Genomic DNA, 23,803 nt, shown 5'->3' on the forward strand with positions numbered 1-23,803 from the left:
CCCGTTTGGTTACATAGGCGGGATACTTTGCGACGATGTCGGGGTAATACTTAGTCAAATCCATGTGCAGCACTCACTTTCTTGTTCATCTGTCATTGGTAGGTGAGGTACTTCACTGGCGTGTAAAATATTGGATTTTGAAGTGGGTTCAAATAAGATCAAGTTGTCTAATCAAAATGGTGATTTGCGTTTTCGTGAAATGGTATGGGTGTGAATACCCCCAATCTGGCGTCCAGTTCTATCCTTGTTCTATCCTCCGGTCATAATTCGGGGCAAAAATGGGAAGAACTCGGAAAGCCCTGTGGGTTCAAATAAAAACGAAAAACGGAAGCCAAAATCCGCAGTATACCGCAGCTTTTGGGCTTCCGTTGTGTACTTCCATCTTCGCTTAATTTCCACCAAAAATCACAAGGGGGAAATGACTCGAAATCAGTTGACGGGCAACCGTCCGTGGGTTCGAATCCCACCCGCTCCGCCACAAGCCCCCGAAAGCACTACGTTTTCGGGGGCTTTCTCTATCTTGACGCGGCGCCCTGCTCTGGGGCGTCGGGCCTTCTCGTTCAGAAAAGCCGTTATTCGCTATATGTGAGAAAAGTGTGTGCCGCCGCGCCCGGCGCCTGCTGGTACAATCGGCAGGGGGGAAGCGTTACTTTTCTCCCTGCGAACGCCCCGATATCTTTCGTTGACAATCCGTAATCTCTCTCATATAATAGATAGTAATCTCTTTGCACTGCATTACATTCCGGCTCTGCCAGAATGCGAGATCACCAGTACAAACTGAGCAGGCGATGCCCGTAAGGGCGTGGGGCCGGGCCGCTTTGCCGGCGGCAGCAGATTGCAGCTTATGCACATCTGTGGGACAGTTGTATGTTCCATGGGTGTGCTGTTTTTATACCCATCTATGGAACAGCCGACCTCAAATGGAGTGCCATAGGAGAAATCATGACACCGTAATGCCAGACGGCAACGGGAAACGGAGGATTCTTTTATGACAGCCACCCAACCGAATCAGGCAGGGCTAACCTCTGCCGAAGCAAAGCGATTGCAGGACAAATACGGCAAAAACGAACTGTCGCCGCAGAAGAAGGAACGCTTTCTCAAAAAAGTATTCCACATTATCTGTGAGCCTATGTTTTTGCTGCTCATTGCCGCTGCAATTATTTATTTCATTCTCGGAGAGCCGAGAGACGGTGCGATTATGCTTATTTTTGTGGCAGGCATCATCAGCATTGATGTGATTCAGGAGTGGAAAACCGACAAGACACTCCATGCGCTGAAGGATTTGTCCGCACCGCACATCACCGTCATGCGGGACGGCAAAGAACAGCAGATCGCAAGTGCCGATCTGGTGCCGGGCGATCTGATGATGATCTGCGAGGGCGTCAAGATTCCGGCGGACGGCGTAGTGCTGCGCTGTGCCGATCTGTGTGTGGATGAATCCTCCCTTACCGGCGAAGCAGAGGGGGTCTGGAAAATCCCTACGGAAAGCACCGAACCCGCAAAGGATTACTGGCGCCGTGATTGCTGCTATGCCGGCACCCTCGTCACACAGGGCACCGCCACGGTTCAGGTGGGTCAAATCGGTGCGCAGACCGAATACGGAAAAATCGGGCTCGGCGTCGCCGCCGCGCCGCAGGAGGATACGCCGCTGCAAAAACAAACCGGCAAGCTGGTGAAAACCTGCGCCATCATAGCAGGTGCGCTGTTTGCCCTGGTGGCCGTATTCACATGGTTCAATATTCCCGACCATCCGTTTGCCGATCGTCTGATTGAAAGCATTCTTTCCGGTGTGACGCTTGCCATGGCCATGATTCCGGAAGAGTTTCCGGTCATTCTTACGGTATTTCTCTCCATGGGGGCGTGGCGGCTGGCCAAGAAAAACTCGCTGGTGCGCAAGCTGCCCAGCGTGGAGACGCTGGGTGCTGTTTCTGTGCTCTGCGTAGATAAGACCGGTACCATCACCATGAACCAAATGACCGTACAGGAAACTTGGGTGGCAACTGGTACCGAGCAGGCGCTTATCGAGACGATGGGGCTCGGCTGCGAAACCGACGCTTACGACCCCATGGAAAAGGCCATGCTCCGCTGTTGTCAAGCGCATGGCATTTCCAAGGAGCGCTTGTTTGCCAATGCGCTTGTACGGGAATACGCCTTTACCAATGAACTGAAAATGATGGGACACGTCTGGCGCAGGGACGGCGAGCTGGTCATTGCCGCCAAGGGCAGTCCGGAGCGCATCCTGATGATCTGCGAACTGACGGACGCGCAACGGAATGCCGCGGAAGCAGAGATCAGAACGCTTTCCGCGCAGGGACTGCGGGTCATCGCCATTGCGAGCGCCCATCCGGAAAACGAATCCGCCATCCCCGCTTCCATCACCGACTGCCGCTTGACGCTGCTGGGGCTGGTGGGGCTTGCCGATCCTCCCCGCGCAAGCGTCAAGGCCGATATTGCCGTCTGCAGCCGCGCGGGCATCCGCGTGGTTATGATCACCGGGGATAATGGGATGACCGCTTCCGCCATTGCCAAAAAAATCGGAATTCCCGGCAGCGAGAATATCATTACCGGCGAGGCGCTGGAGCGCATGTCTGATGCGGAACTGCGGGAAGCGGTCAAGACCGTCTCCATCTTCTCCCGGGTCATTCCCGAACACAAGATGCGCATCGTCAAGGCCTTTCAGGAAAACGGCGCGATCGTGGCCATGACCGGCGACGGTGTGAATGACGCGCCGGCACTGAAATACGCCGACATCGGTATTGCCATGGGCAAGCGCGGCAGCGAGGTTTCCCGCGAGGCCGCCGACCTGATTCTGATGGACGACAACTTCACCACCATTGTGGAGACAGTCCGTGACGGGCGGCGCATCTACGACAACATCCGCAAGGCGGTGGGCTATGTATTCACCATCCATATCCCCATTGCATTTGCATCCTTGCTGGCGCCGTTTCTGGGTATTGCGCCCGCCGCGCTGCTGCTTCTGCCGCTGCATGTGGTGCTGCTGGAGGTGCTTATCGACCCGACCTGCTCCATTGTACTGGAGCGCCAGCCCGCGGAAGAGGATATTATGGATCGTGCGCCCCGTGACCCGAAGGAACAGCTGCTGACCGGCAGACTGCTGGGCAAGAGCGTACTGCAAGGTATTTTTGTGTTTGCCGCATCCTTTGGCGCTTACTTTTTGACGCTCTCCGGCGATCCCGTCAACGCGCCGGCGGCCCGCGCCATGGGTCTTTCCATCATCATGCTGGCAAACCTGTTTTTGGTGCAGGTCAACAGCTCCAACCACGACTTTGCGTACCGCTCTGCCCAGCGGCTCATCAAAGACCGCGTGATGTGGGCGGTCAACCTGGGCACAATTGCGCTGCTGGCCGTGATTTTGTACACGCCGGTCTCAGCCTATCTGAAGTTTGCCCCCCTCACCGTCACACAGCTGTTCACAGCGGTCGGCCTTGCCGCCGCGTCGGTGCTGTGGTATGAGCTTGTGAAGCTTGCAAAAAAACGAAAATTCAAAAGTTGATGGGACGAACAGGTCGGGACCACCCGTTTTACGGGTGGTCCCGACCTTCTTCACGGAAGCAGAGAACGGGACCTGCCCGGCTGCGCTCCGGTCCACGATCCCCAGCGTTTGGCTCTGGCGGCCCTATGCGCCACAGCACCGCGGGGGACCTTCCGCCGGCAGATCCCTGATGGAAACGATACAAAGCCCAGGAATGGCTGTATTCGGTTCAGGCCGCTAAAAAACAGGAAGCTCCCTCCTCAGAAGCACATTGCCTTATTCCGTGCTGCAGCCCTGGAGCGGCGCACGCTCAACTCAGGGTGCGTTCCCGCACGCCGGAACAGGATATGTGCAGATACGACAATATTACCCTTGCTCTGCCCGGCAAAATCCGGTATAATTAGACAACGGCAGGTTTGCACCCATGCCGAAAGCCGCGCCGTGCAGAGAACCACTCTGCACGGCTTTTATTTGATCCGCACGCCGCGTGAGGGACTGAAATCGAACGCTTATCTGCAGGCCATCCCGCACAATCGCCCCGTCTGTGGCACTTATGTTCCGGCAGAATCGAAACGTCCGTTTCGCAGAGCTTCAAGGTTTATTCTGAAGGCCAGGCCAGGATTGAAAAGAGACGGCCCGCCGGTCATCGGTCTTTTCCGCCAGAGCGGCGCAGTTTTTTGAACTCTGTCCGAAGATCTGCAAAACCGCCTGCCATGCGAAAATTCCCGCGCCGCCGTTCCTGTCTCGGATCAGCAAGCAAGACCTGGCCCAGAGGGGAGGACACAGAAATCATGCAGTATCTTGCCCACATCGCCGCGGATGGCCGCGAACAGACCGTTCAGGCCCATCTGGAGGGGACCGCCGTGCTGGCGGCCCAGTTTGCCCGGCCTTTCGGCGCGGAGGGGCAGGCGGAGCTGGCCGGGCTGGCCCACGACCTCGGTAAATACTCCGCCGCTTTCCAACGCCGGCTGCAGGGCGGGCCAAAAGTCGACCATTCCACTGCCGGGGCCGTGGAGTGCTGGAAGTGCAAGCAGCCCTTCGCCGCCTTCGCCGTGGCCGGGCACCACGGCGGCCTGCCGGACGGCGGCGGGAAAACGGACCGCGAAGAGGCGCCCACCCTGTTTGGCCGCATGAAGCGGAAACTGGAGCCATACAATAGCTGGTCCGGCGAGGTGGCACTGCCCGCCCCGCCGCTCCCCGCCTTTTCCCTGCGGGACCCGGCGGCAGGGATGTTCTTCACCCGGATGCTGTACTCCTGTCTGGTGGACGCGGACTTTCTGGACACGGAGGCCTTTATGGCCGGACAGCCCCGGGCGCAGGACTGCGGCGCATCCATGGACGCGCTGTGGGACAAGCTCCGGCGCTACATCGCGGGCTGGTTCCCGCCCAAGGGAGAGCTGAACCGGCAGCGGTGCGCCATTCTGGAGCGGTGCATGGCCCAGGGGGAACAGCGGGAGCCGGGGCTGTTCACCCTCACGGTGCCCACCGGGGGCGGCAAGACGGTGGCGTCCCTGGCCTTCGCCCTGGCCCACGCCAGGACGAAGGGCCTGCGGCGGGTCATTTATGTGGTCCCGTACACCTCCATCATCGAACAGACCGCCAAAACGTTCCGGGACATTTTAGGGGAGGAAAACGTGCTGGAGCACCACTCCAACGTGCAATACGATCTGGAGACCGAAGCCGATCCGAAGACCATCCGTCTGATCCAGGCCACGGAAAACTGGGACCGGCCGGTGGTGGTGACCACAGCGGTGCAGTTTTTCGAGTCCCTGTACGCCAGCCGTCCGTCCCAGTGCCGCAAGCTCCACAACATCGCGGGCAGCGCGGTGGTATTCGACGAGGCTCAAATGCTGCCCCTCCCCTATCTGCGTCCCTGCGTCCACGCCATTGCGCAGCTGGTGGAGCATTATCGTGTTTCCGCCGTCCTGTGCACCGCCACCCAGCCGGCGCTGGACCCCGTCTTCCGGGCGTTTCTGCCCGGCCGGCCGCCGGTGGAACTGTGCCCCGCCGAGGTCTGCGATCAGGACGTCTTTCGCCGGGTGAGGTTTCAGCGGGCAGGACGCCTGACCTGGGACGCGCTGGCACAGCGGCTGAACGGACACAGGCAGGCGCTTTGCGTGGTCAACGCCCGGAAGAGCGCCAAGGAGGTGTTCGACCGGCTGGAGGGAGACGGATGCTTCCATCTGTCCACCCTGATGTACCCCGCCCACCGGCAGGCCCAGCTGGAGGAGATCCGGCAGCGGCTGAGGGACGGGCTTGCCTGCCGGGTGGTGTCCACCTCCCTGATCGAAGCGGGGGTGGATGTGGACTTCCCGGCGGTTTACCGGGAGGAGGCGGGGCTGGACTCCGTCCTCCAGGCCGCCGGGCGGTGCAATCGTGAGGGCAAACGCCCCGCCGGGGAGAGCGCCGTCACCGTCTTCCAGGGGGAGGGCAAGCCGCCGAAGCTGTTTGCCACCGCCATTGAGGTGGGGCGGATGGTCATGGCTCGTCAGGCGGATCTTTCCTCCCGGGAGGCCGTCCACGACTATTTTCATGAATTGCTGGAGCTGAAGGGGCAGCACGCGCAGGATAGCAGCGGCATTTTGCCGCTGATCCGGTCGGAACCGTTCCCCTTCCGCAAAACGGCGGAGAAATTCCACCTCATCGACAGCCCCACCCGTACCGTCTATATCCCGGCGGGAGCGGGAGCGGAGCTGGTGGAGCGTCTGCGCGCCGGGGAGCGGAACCGCTCTCTGTTCCGCAGGCTGGGGCGGTACGGGGTGTCCGTCTATGAAAATCACTTCCAGGCGCTGGAGCAGGCGGGTGATCTGGAACTTCTGGAGGACGGCTCCGCCGTTCTCTCTAATCCAACGCTCTATGACGGACACACCGGGCTGTCGCTGGAGGCAGAGGAAGGCAAAGCATGGATTCTGTGACCCCGCGTTCGGCCTGTGAAACAAATTTTAATTTTTGCAATTTCAACCATACAGGAAGGAGTTGAGCGCCTATGTCCATCCGTTTGGAAGTCTGGGGCGATTACGCCCTGTTTACAAGGCCGGAGATGAAGGTAGAGCGGGTCAGCTACGACGTGATGACCCCGTCGGCGGCCCGGGGACTGATGGAAGCAATATACTGGCACCCGGGGCTCAAATGGAAGATCGACCGCATTCACGTCCGGGCTCCCATCCGCTTTTCCAATCTGCGGCGCAACGAAGTCAAATCCACCGTCAGCGCCCGCACGGCCCGCACGGTGATGGAGCGGGGGAAGGGGGAGCTGTACCTCTGTGCCAGCGGCGATATCCAGCAGCGGGCCGCCCTGCTGCTGCGGGACGTGCGCTACGTTATCGAGGCCCACTTTGACCTGGTCCCGGAGAAAATGGCCCCCGGCGACAACTGCGGCAAATTCCAGGACATCGCCAAGCGCCGCGTTCAAAAGGGGCAGTTTTATCACCAGCCCTGCTTCGGCTGCCGGGAGTTCCCCGCCCAGTTCAAGCTCTGCCAGGCCCTTCCCCCCTGTCCGGAGGAACTGAAGGGGGCGCGGGACCTGGGCTGGATGCTGTACGACCTGGACTACTCCGACCCGGAGAACATCACGCCCCGCTTTTTCCGGGCAGTCCTCCGGGACGGGGCGCTGGACGTGCCCCCCTGGGACAGCGAGGAGGTACGGGGATGATCTTACAGGCGTTGACGGAGTATTATGAGGTTCTGCAAAAACAGGGAAAAGCAGCCGCCCCCGGCTGGGGGCCGGTGAAAGTGTCCTATACCCTGTATCTTGGGGAAGGCGGTACGCTGGAGCGTGTGGCGTCCATCCAGATAGAGCAGCAGCGCGGGAAAAAAACCGTCCCGGCTCCGCAGATCATGTCCCTGCCCGCCCCAGAGAAACGAACCGTGGGTGTTGTGTCCAACTTCCTCTGTGACAATTCCAGTTATATGTTAGGCGTGGACGGCAAGGGCAGGCCCCAGCGGGCACTGGAGTGCTTTGCGGCCTGCAAGGCCCTCCACGAAAAAGTCCTTTCGGATGTGGACACCCCCGCCGCCCGCGCGGTGCTGGCGTTTTTCCAAAGCTGGCAGCCGGAAGCCGCCCCGGAGCACCCCGCCCTGGCGGAGTATTGGGAGGACATCCTATCCGGCGCCAACCTGATCTTCCGTTATGACGGCGGCTTTGTCCACGACGATCCCGCCATCCGCAGGGCCTGGGAGCGGCACTACGGCGGCTCCGGAGATGACGGCGGGACAGAGATGGTGTGCCTGGTGACCGGCGAGAAGGGGCCGGTGGAGAACACCCACCCCTCCGTCAAGGGCGTGCAGGGGGCGCAGTCCAGCGGCGCGGCCCTGGTGTCCTTCAACGCGCCGGCCTTCTGCTCCTACGGACGGGAGCAGAACCGGAACGCCCCCACCAGCAAGGCCGCCGCCTTCGCCTACACCACCGCGCTGAATTACCTGCTCTCCGACCGGGAGCACGTCTATCGCATGGGCGACGCCACGGTGGTTTTCTGGGCAAAAAGCGGTGAGGCTGCCTACCAGAGCACCTTCGGCAGTTTATTCAGCGACACCTATGAGGAGAGCGACCTGCGGAACGTTATCGCGGAACTCTGCAAGGGCCATAAAGCGGAATACGACGAGGCCATGCTGGACCCGGACATGGACTTCTATGTCCTGGGCCTGTCTCCCAACGCCGCGCGCCTCTCCGTGCGCTTCTTCCTGCGCAACTCCTTCGGGGGCTTCCTGCAGAATATTCAGGCCCACCGGGAGCGGCTGAGGATCGTCCGCCCTGCCTATGCAAAATTCGAGGTCCCGTCGCTGAAATCCCTGCTGGACGCCACGGTGAACCAGAACTCCAGGAACAAGGACGCCTCACCGGAGCTGGCGGGTGAAATGCTCCGGGCCGTGCTGAACAACACGCCCTACCCCGCCACGCTGCTCAACGGCGTGACCTTACGCATCCGTGCAGAACAGCGCGACAAGGAGCACCCGGAGCGGCCATTTAAAATCACCTGGGAGCGGGCGGCAATTCTGAAGGCCTACTACTCCAAAAATCCGAACAAAAACGTACCAAAGGAGGTTTTGACCGTGTCCCTCAACGAAGCCAGCACAAGCATCCCCTATACCCTGGGCCGGCTGTTCTCCGTGCTGGAGGAGATCCAGCAGAAAGCCAACCCCGGCATCAATTCCACCATCAAGGACAAATATTTCAATTCCGCCTCCGCCACCCCCGCCGTGGTGTTCCCCACCCTCGTCAACCTGGCCCAGAAACACCTGAAAAAGCTGGAGGCAGGCTGGCGTGTCTCTTATGAAAAAAAATTGCAGGGCATTACGGACAAGCTTGGGGAGGAGTACCCCGCCCGGCTGACCCTGCCCCAGCAGGGGGCGTTCCAGCTGGGCTACTACCACCAGACCCAGGCCCGCTATGAAAAAAAGGAGGAGAAATAAAATGTCTGAGCCCATTAAGAACCGCTATGAATTCGTGGTCCTGTTCGACGTGGAAAACGGCAACCCCAACGGCGACCCGGACGCCGGCAATATGCCCCGGGTGGACCCGGAGACCGGCCTGGGCCTGGTCACCGACGTGTGCCTGAAGCGGAAGATCCGCAACTATGTGGAGACCGTCAAGGAGGACCGTACCGGCTGGCGCATCTACGTCAAGGACGGCGTGCCGCTGAACCGCAGCGACGCCGAGGCCTATGCCGCCCTGGACGTAACGGAAAAGACCGTGAAGGAGAAAAAGAAGGCCGACCCGGAGCTGGATGCCAAGGTCCGTGACTGGATGTGCCAAAATTTCTACGACATCCGCACCTTCGGCGCGGTGATGACCACCTTTGTGAAGGCCGCCCTGAACTGCGGCCAGGTGCGCGGCCCGGTGCAGCTGGGCTTCGCCCGGAGCGTGGAGCCGGTGGTGCCCCAGGAGGTCACGATCACCCGCGTGGCCATTACCACCGAGGCGGACGCGGAGAAAAAGGGCACGGAGATGGGCCGCAAGTACATCGTCCCCTACGGTCTCTATCGCTGCGAGGGCTATATTTCCGCCAACCTGGCCCGCAAGACTACCGGCTTTTCTGAGGAGGATCTGGAGCTGCTGTGGCAGGCCATTCTGAATATGTTCGAGTACGACCGCTCCGCCGCCCGTGGGAAGATGGCGGTGCGGGAGCTCATCGTATTCAAGCACGACAGCGAACTGGGCTGTGCCCCCGCCTGGAAGCTGTTTGAGACCGTACACGTCGACCGGAAGCAGGCCGATGATCCCGCCCCCGCCCGCTCCTACGCCGACTATACCGTCACGGTGGACGAGGCCGGCCTGCCGGCCGGCGTCACGGTCACGCGCATGGGGTGACCGATACGGAAGAGGATCTCCTCCAGCTCTCCGGCCTGCAGCACTTTGCCTTCTGCCGCCGTCAGTGGGCCCTGATCCACGTGGAACACCAGTGGCAGGAAAATCTGCGCACGGTGGAGGGAGCCCTCTTCCACCAGCGCGCCCACGACGAAGCCCAGCGGGAACGCCGGGGAGACACGCTGATCCTGCGCGGGCTCCCTGTGATCTCGCATCGGCTTGGGATCACAGGGCAGTGCGACGTGGTGGAATTTCACGGCGCTCCGGACGGCGTGCCCCTCCGGGGCGAAGACGGTCTTTGGCTGCCCTACCCCATCGAGTATAAACGGGGCGCGCCCAAAGCGCACGACGCCGACCGCCTGCAGCTCTGCGCCCAGGCCATGTGCCTGGAGGAGATGCTCTGCTGCGTCATCCCAGAGGGTGCGCTTTACTATGGAGACCCCCGGAGGCGGACGCCGGTGCTCTTTACCGGAGGCCTGCGCCAGGCGGTCTCCGCCGCTTTGGAGGAGATGCATCAGCTCTACCGCAGAGGACACACGCCCAAGGTAAGGCCCGCCAAATCCTGCAGCGCCTGTTCCTTGAAGGAACTCTGCCTCCCGATCCTGCGGCGGCGGAGCACGGTGGCGGACTACCTTGCCCGGGCCATGGAGGATACGCCATGAAGCAGCTGCTCAATACCCTTTTTGTGACTTCGGAAGACATTTACCTGTCTCTGGACGGGGAAAATGTGGTGGCCAGCCGGGAAAAGCAGGCCGCGGCGCGCTATCCGCTGCATACGCTTTCCGGCATTATATCCTTTGCCTATCCGGGCGCTTCACCGGCTTTGATGGGCGCCTGTGCCCAGCGCGGCGTCTCCCTTGCTTTTTGTACGCCCAGGGGCCGGTTCCTTGCGCGGGTCTGCGGGGAAAGCAATGGAAACGTACTGCTGCGCCGCACCCAGTACCGAACGGCGGACGATCCTGCGCAAAGCTGCCGTATGGCGCGCTCCATGATTTTCGGCAAGCTGTATAACGCCCGGTGGAGCGTGGAACGTACCCGCCGGGACCATGGACTTCGGATCGATGGAGCCCGGCTGGAGCAGGCTTCGGCACGGATCAAAGCGCTGCTGCCCCTGGTGGCGGAAGAAACCTCTCTGGATGCCCTGCGCGGGCTGGAAGGGACTGGGGCCACGGCCTATTTCAGCGTTTTGGACGAGATGATTTTAGGAGAAAAACCCGTGTTCTCCTTTCCGGGCCGCAGCCGCCGTCCGCCGCTCGATCCCGTCAACGCCATGCTCTCCTTTTCGTACAGCCTGCTTGCCCACGATTGTGCGGCGGCTTTGGAAAGCGTGGGGCTGGACGCCTATGTGGGGTTTCTTCACCGGGACCGCCCGGGAAGAAGCTCCCTGGCATTGGATCTGATGGAAGAGCTTCGCCCCTGTATGGCTGATCGCTTCGTGCTGACGCTGATCAACAACCGCATCGTAAAAAGGGCAGATTTCACGTATCGCGAAAATGGAGCGGTCCTGCTGTCTGCGTCCGCCCGGCGCAGCGTTCTGAAGCATTGGCAGGAACGAAAGCGGGAGAGCCTGACCCACCCCTATCTGGGTGAACAGTTATCCTGGGGAATGGTTCCGTACATCCAGGCGCTTCTTTTGGCGCGCACGCTCCGGGAGGATCTGGATGCGTATCCGCCGTTTTTGTGGAAGTGAGGCGTCTATGCTGGTACTGATTACCTATGATGTAAATACCGAGGATGCGGCCGGCCGCCGGCGTCTCCGGCAAATTGCCCGGCAGTGCGTCAACTATGGGCAGAGGGTACAATGCTCTGTCTTCGAATGCCTGCTGGACGCCGCCCAGTGTAAAAGCCTTCAGGCTAAGCTATGTGCTATCATGGACCCCAAGCGGGACAGTCTGCGCTTTTACTATCTGGGCAATCACTACGCAAAGAAAATCGAGCACTTTGGATGTAAAACCACCTACCTTCCGGAGGAACCGCTCTTGATTTGACCGGTGCGAAGGGACAGCAATCAGAATATTCTTCGCCCGTTCGCACCACGAAATTTCTCGAAATGTCCTTGTAAACGCTCCAATCTCTCGTGTTTTACCTCATACATACCGAACCTTTGTTGCTGCCTATCTGAAACTTCGGCTATTTTGCCAAAATACAACCCGTATTTTGTCTGATTTTGCCGTCGCTCCCCGCACGGGGAGCGTGGATTGAAATATTGTAGGTCAACGTGATGAAATATGCGGAATCATGTCGCTCCCCGCACGGGGAGCGTGGATTGAAATATCCGGGCTGTAATAGACCCGTACTCCGATTCTGGTCGCTCCCCGCACGGGGAGCGTGGATTGAAATATTCTTACCTACTTCCAGCAGGTGGACGAACCCGGTCGCTCCCCGCACGGGGAGCGTGGATTGAAATGCAATACTCTGCAAAGCACCAATGCCAGTAGCCAGTCGCTCCCCGCACGGGGAGCGTGGATTGAAATATGGCTTATAATGCTAGTAATGGCGTGCAGATGCCGTCGCTCCCCGCACGGGGAGCGTGGATTGAAATATTATCCGTTGCCGTAGAGGATTGGAGGCCATGGGTCGCTCCCCGCACGGGGAGCATGGATTGAAATTCCGTTGAATGGGACAAGAATTTTGAAAACATTGAGTCGCTCCCCGCACGGGGAGCATGGATTGAAATTCGTTGTACTGCGCCATATTACTTGCCCTCCTTCAGTCGCTCCCCGCACGGGGAGCATGGATTGAAATTTCAGCATCTCGCGGATTGATTCTCGCGCCCATTGTCGCTCCCCGCACGGGGAGCATGGATTGAAATTTACCTCGCCACGTCACCCGGTGGCACCGTAACTGTCGCTCCCCGCACGGGGAGCATGGATTGAAATGTCCAGGGGGTGGCCAACAATGACCATACCCTCCTGTCGCTCCCCGCACGGGGAGCATGGATTGAAATCCTCCTATAAGTTAGGGCGGGGGCCTAAGCCCCGTCGCTCCCCGCACGGGGAGCATGGATTGAAATGCCAGCACGGAACCCAGGCGCTCGGAAATCTGGCGTCGCTCCCCGCACGGGGAGCATGGATTGAAATTCTCCCAGAGATTGATCCAGAACTCGCGGAATTCGTCGCTCCCCGCACGGGGAGCATGGATTGAAATACTTTGGAACACTCCAAGCATTTTGGCAAACCGAGTCGCTCCCCGCACGGGGAGTGCGGATCGAAATACGTGCGATACGGTCTGCCGGCGCCGGCTGTAAAATCATGGATGAAACCTTCGGTAATTCAGCTGCGATATTATTAGTGAAAGCAGCTTTCGAGGAGGTTGGGCGTCATTTATGAGAGAAGCAACAATATTACAAAAGATAAAAGTCCGAGATCCTTCTGGGCTAGAGGCTCTCATGGATATTTACGTGCCTTATGTATCTGTCATCGTGTGGAATATCCTTCGAGACGCTATGTCCCCAGAAGATGCGGAGGAAGTCGTTTCCGACGTTTTTCTGGCCGCCTGGAATCAGTCATTCGACTTAAGACCTGGTCATGTGAAAGGCTGGCTCGGGGCGGTAGCCAGACATAAGGCCAAAGATAAACTGCGTCAGACCGGACAGACGCTCCCGTTGGAGGACAATGTTTTGGACATACCAAGTTCGGACCATCCTTCTGAGGATATGGAGCGCGCAGAAGAGCGAAGGCTGGTCCGCCAAGCAGTAAACTCCTTGGCAGGCGAAGACCGGGAAGTGTTCCTCCGCCATTACTATTACGCTCAATCAATAAAAGAAATTTCTCTCAGCATGGCCCTAAACGAATCAACAATAAAAACTAAGCTGAGACGAGGCCGAATGAAACTAAAAGAAATACTGACGAAGGAGGGAGCAACCTTATGAAACGCAATATTTCCGATTTGCTGGACGCCTATATCGATGAAAGCGTGGATCTAAATGGCACCTCCCTGCTCTCCTCTTCGCGGATCAAGGAGTTGACCCTGAGCCGGATCAATCAAAAAAACACGGCAACAATGCTGGAACAAGGAGGCCAAGGCCGCATCCGCAAGCTTCTTTCCCGCTGTCTGCTGATCGCTGCCATAATCGCATTGCTCTGCTGTATAACGGCATTCGCAATTGTATTTTCCCTGCGCGACGCAGCCAGAATGGATATGGGTATCTCTGCTGAAACTCCTATCCCGGAATGGACGGAATATAACGATGTTGAAAAAACAGCGGAAGAACTGAAGGATGTCCAAGTGACGCTGATGTCCACCATGTGCGCGGAAGAACGGCTTTATGCATATATAGCAATTTCGCCAGTTCCGGAACAAATTGCAGCGATCCTTGCCGAGAACGCCTCTCCAGAATACGAGTGGGATTTGAGCGGAATGAGCACGGTAGGTTGTACCTTCCACACGGAGCAAACCAGCTATGATCCGGAAACACAAACGGCACTGGTCAAAGTATTTGTGTACGGCGAGGAATTGAGGCAGATCGAGCAGGTTGAACTAACGCTTGAACTGACCCATAATCTGAAACCGGAAGAGCGCTATGGTCCCATCGTGATCCCCGTTACAGCAAGTCAGATGATCAGCATCCCGGTGGATATACCCATCGAAAATACGAAAGCCCATTTCGAAGCTGTGTGGGGCCTGCGCCCTGAGATGCCCGATGTTCCTGACTACGTATCGGAAGGCAAAATCACTCAAATTGCAATTTGCGCCGGATATATTGAGTTGGCTCTTGAAACACCGGGTCTATCACAATGGACAACAGAATCTAACGCAGAACAAGTCAAAATTCAGGTAGATCCAGAAATGCCGTTGGCTCCTGGGATGGAAGATATAAAAGGAAATTTTATACGAGGTCTGTTCCGTAACAATTGGACCGTTAGCGTAAATGAGGCGTTGCAGGGAGCATCGGTAAATTACAAAGACGGAACATCCGATGTGATTGACGAAATCCCACGTAACTTAGCGGGCATTTGGTTGCAGCCTAGCGGCAGAACTCCGGATGCCGTATATGAGGGCAAACAAAGATACCAATTTACACCAAAGCAGGCATTTGATTTGAGCGCGGTAGAGTCTATTACCATTGACGGTACTAAGTATTTTTTCCCCACAATGATGGAAGAAATTGATTCTTGAGAAGTAAACAGGCCTACTGAACGCCAAGCTGAACAGTTCAATCTGTGCAGGATAGATTGAGGTTAGAACTTGAGCGTCCGGGTATCGCGGAGTGGGCAACCATATCGAACGCGGATCAAGCAGTTGATCAAATCGCCGGTCCGGAAGATATCGAGGCGTTGCCTGAGTCTCGTGCCATCATTACAAGATCCCTGTTTTCCAAGAACGGGTGGGCGAGCGTGGACGAAACTCTGCGTGGGGCGAGGCTAAATTATTAAGGCATTACCGCATGCTTCAACGCGTGCGGATCGGCGCGAAAATTTGTGCCGCAAAAAGGCGCGAAACCGCAGGAATACTTTTTGTATTGCAAGGTTTTGCAACGCATTTGTGGGGCAAATTGGCCGCCAAGACGTGCGTGGGGAATTGTGCGGTGTTGCCTTAAGATGGAACATCGGAAGTAATCGGCCAAATCCCAAGCGTTTACGCCGGCGGCCGGTCATCAAACGATGACGATTCCAAATATCAGTTTATACCGAAAAAAGCATTTGATCTGAGCACGGTCGCGTCTGTCACTATTTGTGATACCAGGTATGCCTTTATTACCATGGACGAAATCAAACTTTGGGCACAACGCCGCGCAGTATATTTGAAGTTGGTCCAAAGCATAGGGCGGCCTGCACACTGCCAATACGGCGCTCCCCCCCAGGGGGGGAGCGCCGTACAAAATAATCCCCGGCGCCAGGGCGCCATGCCTCCCTGCTGCAGCCATTCAACAGATCATCGGACGGATAACCCGTTTGGGCATGCCGCCTTGTACTCATCCTCCGCCTTCTTGACGCGCTATCGAAAAACAAAAAACGTTCTATACGCATTTCTTCCGGCCTTTGGGGCGAGCGAAACATTCCTCCTTCGGTTTCATCTTTACTTTCGTTCATTCCTGTGTTATAGTAATGGTTGCAGAATGAGCCGCACTGCGGTTTCTTCTGCGACAAGTCAATATGGTTGCCTGCAAGGGAGCTCTGAAGAAGGGCTGAGAGGGGAAACATCCCGACCTTACCTGATGTGGATAATGCCAACGTAGGGACGCAGTGAGTAACATACGGCTTGGGCCCTTTGCGGCCCCAGCCGTCAAAGTCTATTACTCGGAGCGCTCCTGGACGGGCGTTCCGAGTTTTTTCTTTGGGAGGTATCGAAATGAAAACAGTATTGACCATCGCCGGCAGTGACTCCAGCGGTGGGGCAGGTATCCAGGCCGATCTGAAGACCATGACCTGTCTGGGGGTGTACGGCATGAGCGCCGTCACCGCGCTTACGGCTCAAAACACGACCGGGGTCTACGGCGTGCTGGAAGCCGCTCCCGCATTCGTAGGGCAGCAGCTGGACTGCGTCTTTCGGGACATTCGCCCCGATGCGGTAAAGATCGGCATGGTATCCAACGCGGACATCATCCGCACCATTGGGGCTAAGCTGCGGGAGTACCAGGCCGCGCACATCGTAGTCGATCCGGTGATGGCGGCCACCAGCGGCAGCAGCCTGATGCGGGAGAGCGCGCTTTCCGCCCTGATGGAAGAGCTCTTCCCCCTGGCAGAAGTCATCACCCCCAACCTTCCGGAGGCGGAACGGCTATGCGGTTTCCCCATCGGGGATGAGGCGGATATGCTCCGGGCCGCCGAGGCCGTCGGAACGGTTCTCCCCGGCGCCGTGCTGGTAAAAGGCGGTCACCGGACGGCCGATGCGGACGATCTGCTCTGGCACGGCGGCACGGCCCGCTGGTTCCGGGCGTGCCGGGTAGACAACCCCAACAATCACGGTTCGGGCTGCACGCTGTCCTCCGCCATCGCCTCTTTCCTGGCCCTGGGCCACGCCCTGCCCGAGGCGGTCGGAATGGCCAAGGCCTACATCACCGCCGCCCTGGAGGCCGGGCTGGACCTGGGCGGCGGCAGCGGTCCGCTGAAACACAATTATGCCATTTTGGAAGGGGGCGCCGTGCAATGAATGCGAGCGTCGCCATCCAGGTCCTTCCCAAGGTCCTGGAGCAGGAGGAGACCCGCCGCATCGTGGACGAGGTCATTTCCTACCTGGCCTCCACCGGCCTGCACTATGCGGTAGGCCCTTTTGAGACCACGCTGGAGGGTGAGCTGGACCAGCTTCTGGATCTTGTAAAGGAATGCTGCCGCATCTGTGTGCGGGCAGGCTCCCCCAGCGTGATGAGCTACGTAAAGATCAGCTACAAGCCCGACGGCGTCTGGACCATTGCGGATAAGACGGGCCGCTATCAAACCCTGTAAGGGAGGAGGAAATTCCGATGCAACCGATTCATTCTGCGTCCGCCATGACCCGGGCCGGCGGCGTCTCAGTACGAAAAATGGCGCTTACCACCATGCTGGCCGTGCTGAGCTTCGTGCTCTCCACCTTCGTCTATTTTCCCGCTATGGCGCCCTTCCAGCATTTCTGCAACCTTCTGGGGGCCGTGTTCCTGGGCCCCTGGTACGGGCTGGCCGCCGCCGCCCTGACCGGGCTGCTGCGGATGGTGCTCACGGGGCGGACCATCCAGGCTCTGGTGGGCGCCGTGTTCGGTGCGTTTCTCTCCGCCCTGCTGTATCAGAAAACGCGCAAGCTCTGGCTGGCGTATGCCGGCGAGGTATTCGGCACCGGCATCCTCAGCGCCATAGCCGTTTACCCACTGATGCGGCTATTCTACGGTCTCCCCCCTCACTCTCCCTTCTACTACATCCCCTTCTATGTTCCCTCCGCTGCCGTGGGCGGCGGGATGGGCTGCGCCGTCCTTCTCCTTCTCAGGCACTCCGGCGCTCTGAACCGGATGCTGAATCAACTCAACCGTTAAGGGGGAGGGACCTATGCAGCCAGCCGAATTTGCCGCCCGGCTCCGGGCGGTGCGGAGCGCCGCGCCCCTGGTACAGTGCATTACCAACTTTGTCACCGTCAACGACTGCGCCAACATGATCCTGGCCGCCGGCGGATCTCCCACCATGGCCCACGACCTCCGCGAGGTGGAAGAATCGGTCGCGGGGGCCCAGGCTCTGGTGCTCAACCTGGGAGCCGTCGGGGAGCTGGAGGCCATGCTCCTGGCCGGGAAAACGGCCAACGCCCTTGGAATCCCCGTGGTACTGGACCCGGTGGCCGCCGGAGCCACCACGCTGCGGCGGCAGGCCTGCCGCCGCCTGCTGGCGGAGCTTGGCTTTGCCGTCATCCGCGGCAATGCTTCCGAGATCCGCTCCCTGGCCCTGGGGCAGCGGGGCGGCAGCGGGGTGGACGTATCCGCCGGGGACGCCGTTACCCAACAAACGCTGCCCCAAGCGGCAGAGCTGACCGAACGCCTGGCCCGGCGCACCGGGGCGGTGATCGCCCTCTCCGGCGCTACCGACATCGTCTCCGACGGGCACAGGACCCTGCTGCTCCATAACGGCGTACCCACCATGGCCCGCATCACCGGCAGCGGGTGCATGCTCGCCGCCCTGACCGGCGCTTTCTGCGGAGCATCGCCGGAACATCCCTTTGCGGCCGCAGCCGCAGCCGCGGCCGCCCTCGGGGTGGCGGGGGAGCTGGCCGAGGCGCACCGCCTGCGCAGCGGCGCCGGCAACGCCAGCTTCCGCACGCATTTGATCGACGGGGTGTTCCGCCTCACCGAAACCCAATTGAGAGAAGGAGTCCGCTATGAAGTTTACCAAGGATGAGATCCGCGCCTCCCTGCTGCTGTACGCGGTCACCGACCGCACCTGGCTGAACGGACGCCCCCTTACCGAGGATGTGAAGCGTGTGCTTGCCAACGGCGCCACCTTCCTCCAGATCCGGGAGAAGGCCCTGGAGCGGGATGCTTTTCTGGCGGAAGCCAAGCGCCTGCAGGCTCAGGCCGCCCGGTACCACGTCCCCTTCGTGGTCAACGACTCCATTGAAGTGGCGCTGGAATGCGGCGCCGACGGAGTTCACATGGGGCAGTCCGATCTGGCGGGCAAGCCGGTGCGCTCCCTCATCGGCCCGGACAAGATCCTGGGCATTTCCGCCAACACGGTAGACGCCGCCGTAGCCGCCGAGCAGGCCGGGGCGGATTACATCGGCGCGGGAGCGGTGTTCTCCACTACCACCAAAGCGGACGCCGGGAGCCTGACGCTTGCCCGGCTGCGCGCGATCTGCGACGCCGTAACCATCCCGGTGGTAGCCATCGGCGGGATCAACGCCGACAATCTCCCGGCCCTGAAGGGCAGCGGCGTGGACGGCGTGGCGGTGGTGTCCGCACTCTTCGCCCAGCGCGACGTGGGGGCTGCGGCCGCCCGCCTGCGGACGCTGGCCGAGGAACTGGTGGGACGCCATGGATAAGCGCTTTTGTATTTTTGACATGGACGGCACCCTGGTGGACTCCATGCGCTATTGGAAACGTCTGGGCCGGGACTATCTGTGGGCCCGCGGCATCCGCCCGAAGGAGGCGCTGCTGCGGGCGATGGAGTCCATGACCATGCTGGAGGGGGCCGCCTGCTTTATGGACGCCTTCGGCATTCCCGGCCCGCCCCAGCGCATCGTGGACGAGATGGAGGCCATCATGGACGTCCGCTACCGGAAGGATGTGGACCTGAAGCCCGGAGCAAAAGAATATCTGGAGCGGCTGAGGGGCCGCGGGTGCCGCCTGTGCGTGGCCACGGCCACCGCCGAGCCGCTGTCCCGCGCCTGCCTCTCCCGGCTGGGGGTGGACGGACTGTTTGACTTTATTCTGAGCTGCGAAACGCTGGGCGTGAGCAAGGAGCATCCGGACGTGTACCTGTCGGCGGCCCGCCGGCTGGGCGCGCAGCCGGCGGAGACCGCCGTCTTTGAAGACGCCCTCTACGCCGCCCGAACCGCCCGGGACGCGGGCTTTTACACCGTGGCTGTTTCAGAGCCCGCTTACGCCTCAGACTGGCCTGCGCTCTCCGCCCTGGCCGACGAGACTCTTTTGGATTGGAGGAGCGCCGTATGACGGTAACACAGCGTCTGTACCAGGCCGCCCGCCCCGTGTGGGAGGCCTGCCATGCCCATCCCTTTGTCCGGGGCATCGGCGACGGCACCCTGCCGCTGGAGCAGTTCCGGTGGTTTCTGCTGCAGGACTACCGGTACCTTTTCGATTACGCACGGGTCTTTGCCTACGGAGTGATCAAGGCCCGGGACCCGGAGCTGATGCGCATCTTCTCCGTCAATTTGGACGCCATCCTGGGCGGCGAAATGCGGCTGCACCGGGCCTACATGGCCCGCCTCGGCATCCCGGAGGCACAGGTCTTCGCCGTGCAGCCCGCCCTGGCCAACCTGTCCTACACCCACTACATGCTGGCCGTGGCCGCCGCCGGAGGCCCGGCGGAGATCGTGGCCTCCCTTCTGGCCTGTTCCTGGAGCTATGCCGAGATCGGCCAGCGGCTGGCCGATCTGCCGGGAGCGGCGGAGCACCCCTTTTATGGCGAGTGGGTCCAGGGCTATGCCGGAGCGGATTACCAGAAAACCAACGCCGCTCTGGTGGCGTTGATGGATACGCTGGCCCAGGACTGCAGTGAGGCGGACTATCAGCGTCTGGAGGAGATCTTTGTCTCGTGCAGCCGGTATGAGCTCGGCTTCTGGGACATGGCCTGGAAACGGGAGCCGTAGCCATGCTGGAACTTGATTCCGTCTCCTATCAGTACCCTTCCGAGGACTTCGACATCATCGACCGCCTCTCCTTTCGGATCGCGCCGGGCTCCTTTCATTGCATCCTCGGGGTCAGCGGCTGCGGCAAAAGCACCATCTTCCGCCTGACCAACGGCCTGCTCCAGCCCAAGTCCGGCGCCATTCGGGTGGACAGCGCGCCCATCGGCGGCCGGAAGCGGTACTGCGGCTACATGCCTCAAAAGGATCTGCTGCTGCCCTGGCGCACCGTGGGGGAAAACGCAGCCCTTCCCCTGGAGCTGGCGGGCGGCCTGTCCCGGGCCCAGCGGCGCGCTCAGGCAGAGGAAGCCCTGTGCGGCGTCGGCCTGTCCGGCTGTGCCGGCAAAATGCCCCACGAGCTCTCCGGCGGCATGCGGCAGCGGGCGGCCTTCGCCCGTGCCATGCTCACCGGCAGCGCCTGCTTTTGCTGGACGAGCCCTTTTCCGCCCCGGATTTCCTTACCCGCATCTCCATGCAGGAGTGGCTGCTGGATCAGTGGCAACGGTATGGGAAGACCATCCTATTCATCACCCACGACGTGGAGGAAGCTTTATTTCTCTCCTCCAGCGTGCTGGTGGTGGAGCGCACCCCCATCCAAACGCTGGCGGAGCTTCCGGTCCCCGCGCCCTTCCCCCGGGAGCGCTCCTGCCTGAAGGCTCCAGAGCTGGCGGACCTGAAAGAGCGGCTCGTGGCGCTTTTGCGAAAGCAGGTGAAGGTATGAAAGGTCCCTGTAAGGCCGACCTGCCCGCCCTTCTCTTTCTCTTTGCACTGCTGCTCCTGTGGCAGGCCGCAGCTGCGGGGATGGACGCGGCCTATACCCTGCCGTCGCCCCTCCAGATCATCCAAAAGCTGTGGGAGCTGCGCGTGCTCCTCTTTACCGTCCACCTGCCCGCCACCATGACGGTAACCGCACTCGGCCTGGCGTTCTCCCTGGCGCTCGGTCTGGCCCTGGCGGTGGCCATGGATGCCAGCGGTCTGGTACGGCGGGTGCTCTATCCCCTGGTCGTGGTTTCCCAAACCATCCCCACCACCGCCATCGCGCCCCTGTTTGTATTATGGTTCGGCTATGGGATCTGGAGCAAAGTCCTGGTGACGGTGCTCATCACCTTTTTCCCCATCACCATCACGGTGTATGTCAGCCAGGCACCATCGCTGGACGACCTCTACGTCGATCTGGCGGCGGGATGAGGCCCCCGCCGTCAGAAAGCGTCCCCGCCCCCATCTGCAGCACGGAAAACAGGAAGGCGGCCTGGGCCGCCTTCCTGTTTGGTATCTTCCGGCGCGTCTGCTTTCAAGTTCCGCTTTCCGCCGCCCTGCTCCACTTTGCCGAACGGATATACAGCGGTATCGCGGCAAGCTGCGCGGCAACAGAGACCGCTATCATGGCCGGGATGCTGATATCATACAGCACACCCAAAAGCCAGCTTCCCAGGAACCAGAACACGCCGAAGGAGCACTCGAAAATACCGTAGCCGGTGGCGCGGCTGGCTTTGGGAACCATATTCGTTACAGCGGCCTTTAGGATGGATTCCTGCGCCCCCATCCCTATGCCCCAGAGCGCGATCCCCACAAGCACCATGGGGACCGACGGGACGGCAAACAGGAAAATCGCAAAGGGCGCCGAAAGGATCGTCGACCAGACAAGGGCCCTGACGCCCTTTTTATCGTAGAGGAATCCAAAGAACAGGGCGGCCACGGCGTCTACCAGCATCGCTCCGGCATAGAGCAGCGGCAGCGTCCCGCCGCTTACCAGCGCGGAGGTCTGCGCAAGGCCGGCAGCCAGTCCCGTATAGGTGCGGGAGATGTGCATGATCACAATGGAATAGTCGATAAATCCAAAGGCAAAGAGACTGATCCCGGCAATATAGAGGATGAACTCCTTCTTCATTTTGAACGGGACATACTCTTTGCTTTCCGGCTCAAAGCGTTCCGGGTTCGGGAATCGGTATCTGGTTACCAGCAGCAGGACGATCGTGATCACACTGGGGACCGCCAGTACCGCAAAGCAGGCGGAGTAGATCTGAAACACAGTTCCATCCGTCTTGAAGAGCATGACAAGATACAGCAGCACGGGCCCGAGAAACGCGCCGATCTGGTCGAGCACCTCCTGAATGCCGAAGCTCTTGCCCACGCCCTCCTGTGCGGCGGCAAAGGACAGTATCGTATCCTTTGCGGGCTTTTTGATGGCCTTGCCCATCCGCTGAACGATCAGCAGCGCGCAGGCCCCGATCCATCCGTGCTCTCCCACCAGCGCAAGCGCAGGCACCGCCAGCACATCCAGGAGATAGCCCGCAATCGTCATGGGCCAGTACTGCTTTGTTCGATCCGTCAGTTTCCCGAATACATAGCGCATGGAGTAGCCTATCAGTTCTCCAAGCCCGGAAACAAATCCGATCGTACCCGCAGAAGCGCCGAGCAGGGAGAGATATGCGCCGCGGATGCTGGATGCCCCCTCGTGGGTCATATCCGAAAACAGGCTGACAATGCCGAACAGAAGAATAAACAGCATCGCCTGGGAGAGTCTTTTACTCTTGCTATGCTTCATCCGGCCGACACCCTTTCATTCTTTGATTCATTTCCGGAAAATCCGCCCTGCTCTCTGCTTTACACCGCCGGTACAGTCTGTCCAGAAGCCGTGCAAATTCCTGTTTTTCCGCCTCCGGCAGCGGCTGCAGCAGCCACTCGTAAAACAGCGCCTCCACATACGCTTTGGAATGTTTCAATCCTTCCGCTTTTTCTGTGGCAAACAGCAGCTGGCTCCGTCCGTCGCCGGGATTCTCTTTCCGGATCAGATACCCCTTCGCCTCCAGATTGGCCGTCTGTCTTGCGACGGCCCCTTTGTCGATCCCGACGATCCTGCACACGCCCGCCTGTGTAATGCCGGGATTCTTACGGATCGCATGGAGCACATCGAATTCCGCGGTACCGATCCCGTCTTCCCGAAGGGTACGGACTGTAAATTTGCCGACTTCCCGCGCAATTTTTGTAATTTTTCTTTTGGTAATATCCATTGCCGCCTCACGTCAAAAAGATGTAGCATCAACCAAATCAGATGATACCACATCTTTTTGGTTTGTCAAGCAGCAAGCTTACGGCCCGGGCAGGCTTTCCTTCTGCGCCGCCTCCAAACGAGGTAGTGTCAAGGATTTTGCGCAAATTGGTTTGCAGGCTCTGGAATGAATGAAGTCAGCCAGCAATGGAGGCGTCCTCAACGGCAGCCTCCAGGTGCTTCATATTCATGTACTTTTTGT

23 protein-coding genes, 1 CRISPR repeat array and 2 riboswitches are annotated in these 23,803 nt (G+C 59.7%); of the genes, 21 read left to right on the forward strand and 2 right to left on the reverse strand.

Features of this window, described 5'->3' with window-relative positions; genetic code table 11:
• Positions 1-767: 767 nt before the first annotated feature.
• A riboswitch (NiCo riboswitch) is annotated at positions 768-865 on the forward strand.
• Between the two features lie 123 nt (positions 866-988).
• The 20 genes from H8S57_RS14920 to H8S57_RS15015 all read left to right on the forward strand — a co-directional run bounded on the left by H8S57_RS14920 (position 989) and on the right by H8S57_RS15015 (position 21,740).
• Positions 989-3,514: a cation-translocating P-type ATPase gene (locus tag H8S57_RS14920; protein WP_186908800.1), complete on the forward strand. Its 2,526-nt coding sequence runs from the start codon at positions 989-991 to the stop codon at positions 3,512-3,514.
• A 420-nt stretch (positions 3,515-3,934) separates the two neighbouring features.
• Positions 3,935-4,174 (forward strand): hypothetical protein, encoded by a 240-nt coding sequence (locus tag H8S57_RS14925; protein WP_186908801.1) that lies wholly within the window; start codon positions 3,935-3,937, stop codon positions 4,172-4,174.
• 110 nt (positions 4,175-4,284) lie between these two features.
• Complete coding sequence (gene cas3 / locus H8S57_RS14930; RefSeq protein ID WP_186908802.1) at positions 4,285-6,408, forward strand: CRISPR-associated helicase Cas3'; 2,124 nt, start codon at positions 4,285-4,287, stop codon at positions 6,406-6,408.
• Between the two features lie 71 nt (positions 6,409-6,479).
• Entirely contained in the window at positions 6,480-7,145 is a 666-nt protein-coding gene (gene cas5c, locus H8S57_RS14935) for a type I-C CRISPR-associated protein Cas5c (RefSeq protein ID WP_186908803.1), read from the forward strand.
• Entirely contained in the window at positions 7,142-8,902 is a 1,761-nt protein-coding gene (cas8c, locus tag H8S57_RS14940) for a type I-C CRISPR-associated protein Cas8c/Csd1 (RefSeq protein ID WP_186908804.1), read from the forward strand. Before cas5c ends, cas8c begins: the two co-directional genes overlap by 4 nt.
• 1 nt (position 8,903) lies before the next feature.
• Positions 8,904-9,800 carry a type I-C CRISPR-associated protein Cas7/Csd2 gene (gene cas7c, locus H8S57_RS14945; RefSeq protein WP_186908805.1) on the forward strand — a complete coding sequence of 299 codons (897 nt, stop codon included), beginning with the start codon at positions 8,904-8,906 and terminating at the stop codon, positions 9,798-9,800.
• On the forward strand, positions 9,797-10,459 hold the full coding sequence (gene cas4, locus H8S57_RS14950; protein WP_186908806.1) for a CRISPR-associated protein Cas4: 663 nt from the start codon (positions 9,797-9,799) through the stop codon (positions 10,457-10,459). Before cas7c ends, cas4 begins: the two co-directional genes overlap by 4 nt.
• Positions 10,456-11,487, forward strand: coding sequence for a type I-C CRISPR-associated endonuclease Cas1c (gene cas1c, locus H8S57_RS14955; protein ID WP_186908807.1), 1,032 nt, complete (start codon positions 10,456-10,458; stop codon positions 11,485-11,487). The genes cas4 and cas1c overlap by 4 nt, the downstream gene beginning before the upstream one ends.
• Positions 11,488-11,494: 7 nt before the next feature.
• Complete coding sequence (gene cas2 / locus H8S57_RS14960; RefSeq protein ID WP_186908808.1) at positions 11,495-11,785, forward strand: CRISPR-associated endonuclease Cas2; 291 nt, start codon at positions 11,495-11,497, stop codon at positions 11,783-11,785.
• Between the two features lie 184 nt (positions 11,786-11,969).
• Positions 11,970-13,013: a CRISPR direct-repeat array (repeat unit 35 nt; unit sequence GTCGCTCCCCGCACGGGGAGCGTGGATTGAAATAT).
• A gap of 109 nt (positions 13,014-13,122) precedes the next feature.
• The gene (locus tag H8S57_RS14965; protein WP_186908809.1) at positions 13,123-13,668 is read left to right on the forward strand and encodes an RNA polymerase sigma factor; all 546 of its coding nucleotides are present in this window, start codon (positions 13,123-13,125) and stop codon (positions 13,666-13,668) included.
• Positions 13,665-14,915, forward strand: coding sequence for a hypothetical protein (locus H8S57_RS14970; protein ID WP_186908810.1), 1,251 nt, complete (start codon positions 13,665-13,667; stop codon positions 14,913-14,915). Before H8S57_RS14965 ends, H8S57_RS14970 begins: the two co-directional genes overlap by 4 nt.
• A 979-nt stretch (positions 14,916-15,894) precedes the next feature.
• Positions 15,895-15,996, forward strand: a riboswitch (TPP riboswitch).
• A gap of 92 nt (positions 15,997-16,088) precedes the next feature.
• Positions 16,089-16,889, forward strand: a complete 801-nt coding sequence (gene thiD / locus H8S57_RS14975) for a bifunctional hydroxymethylpyrimidine kinase/phosphomethylpyrimidine kinase (RefSeq protein WP_186908811.1) — start codon at positions 16,089-16,091, stop codon at positions 16,887-16,889.
• The gene (locus H8S57_RS14980) at positions 16,886-17,182 is read left to right on the forward strand and encodes a thiamine-binding protein (protein ID WP_186908812.1); all 297 of its coding nucleotides are present in this window, start codon (positions 16,886-16,888) and stop codon (positions 17,180-17,182) included. The genes thiD and H8S57_RS14980 overlap by 4 nt, the downstream gene beginning before the upstream one ends.
• A gap of 17 nt (positions 17,183-17,199) precedes the next feature.
• Positions 17,200-17,739: an energy coupling factor transporter S component ThiW gene (gene thiW / locus H8S57_RS14985; RefSeq protein ID WP_186908813.1), complete on the forward strand. Its 540-nt coding sequence runs from the start codon at positions 17,200-17,202 to the stop codon at positions 17,737-17,739.
• A 13-nt stretch (positions 17,740-17,752) separates the two neighbouring features.
• Complete coding sequence (thiM, locus tag H8S57_RS14990; protein WP_186908814.1) at positions 17,753-18,589, forward strand: hydroxyethylthiazole kinase; 837 nt, start codon at positions 17,753-17,755, stop codon at positions 18,587-18,589.
• Positions 18,570-19,229 (forward strand): thiamine phosphate synthase, encoded by a 660-nt coding sequence (gene thiE / locus H8S57_RS14995; RefSeq protein ID WP_186908815.1) that lies wholly within the window; start codon positions 18,570-18,572, stop codon positions 19,227-19,229. Before thiM ends, thiE begins: the two co-directional genes overlap by 20 nt.
• Positions 19,222-19,860 carry an HAD family hydrolase gene (locus H8S57_RS15000; RefSeq protein ID WP_186908816.1) on the forward strand — a complete coding sequence of 213 codons (639 nt, stop codon included), beginning with the start codon at positions 19,222-19,224 and terminating at the stop codon, positions 19,858-19,860. Before thiE ends, H8S57_RS15000 begins: the two co-directional genes overlap by 8 nt.
• Positions 19,857-20,516: a thiaminase II gene (gene tenA, locus H8S57_RS15005; RefSeq protein ID WP_186908817.1), complete on the forward strand. Its 660-nt coding sequence runs from the start codon at positions 19,857-19,859 to the stop codon at positions 20,514-20,516. Before H8S57_RS15000 ends, tenA begins: the two co-directional genes overlap by 4 nt.
• Before the next feature lie 2 nt (positions 20,517-20,518).
• Complete coding sequence (locus H8S57_RS15010) at positions 20,519-21,205, forward strand: ABC transporter ATP-binding protein (protein ID WP_369807636.1); 687 nt, start codon at positions 20,519-20,521, stop codon at positions 21,203-21,205.
• Positions 21,206-21,269: 64 nt separating this feature from the next.
• Positions 21,270-21,740: an ABC transporter permease gene (locus H8S57_RS15015; protein ID WP_186908818.1), complete on the forward strand. Its 471-nt coding sequence runs from the start codon at positions 21,270-21,272 to the stop codon at positions 21,738-21,740.
• A gap of 103 nt (positions 21,741-21,843) precedes the next feature.
• On the opposite strand, the gene H8S57_RS15020 is transcribed toward H8S57_RS15015, so the two are convergent.
• Both H8S57_RS15020 and H8S57_RS15025 read right to left on the reverse strand, forming a co-directional pair.
• Positions 21,844-23,061 carry an MFS transporter gene (locus tag H8S57_RS15020; protein ID WP_243204850.1) on the reverse strand — a complete coding sequence of 406 codons (1,218 nt, stop codon included), beginning with the start codon at positions 23,059-23,061 and terminating at the stop codon, positions 21,844-21,846.
• A gap of 25 nt (positions 23,062-23,086) precedes the next feature.
• Positions 23,087-23,563 (reverse strand): MarR family winged helix-turn-helix transcriptional regulator, encoded by a 477-nt coding sequence (locus H8S57_RS15025; protein WP_186908820.1) that lies wholly within the window; start codon positions 23,561-23,563, stop codon positions 23,087-23,089.
• On the opposite strand from H8S57_RS15025, the gene H8S57_RS17135 reads away from it, so the two are divergent.
• A complete protein-coding gene (locus H8S57_RS17135; protein ID WP_207723823.1) occupies positions 23,550-23,732 on the forward strand; it encodes a hypothetical protein in 183 nt (60 codons plus the stop codon). The two genes, H8S57_RS15025 and H8S57_RS17135, sit on opposite strands and share 14 nt — an antisense overlap.
• Positions 23,733-23,803: the final 71 nt, after the last annotated feature.

The sequence above is a fragment of the Lawsonibacter hominis genome, assembly GCF_014287895.1.
In the GTDB taxonomy this organism is placed as follows: domain Bacteria; phylum Bacillota; class Clostridia; order Oscillospirales; family Oscillospiraceae; genus Lawsonibacter_A; species Lawsonibacter_A hominis.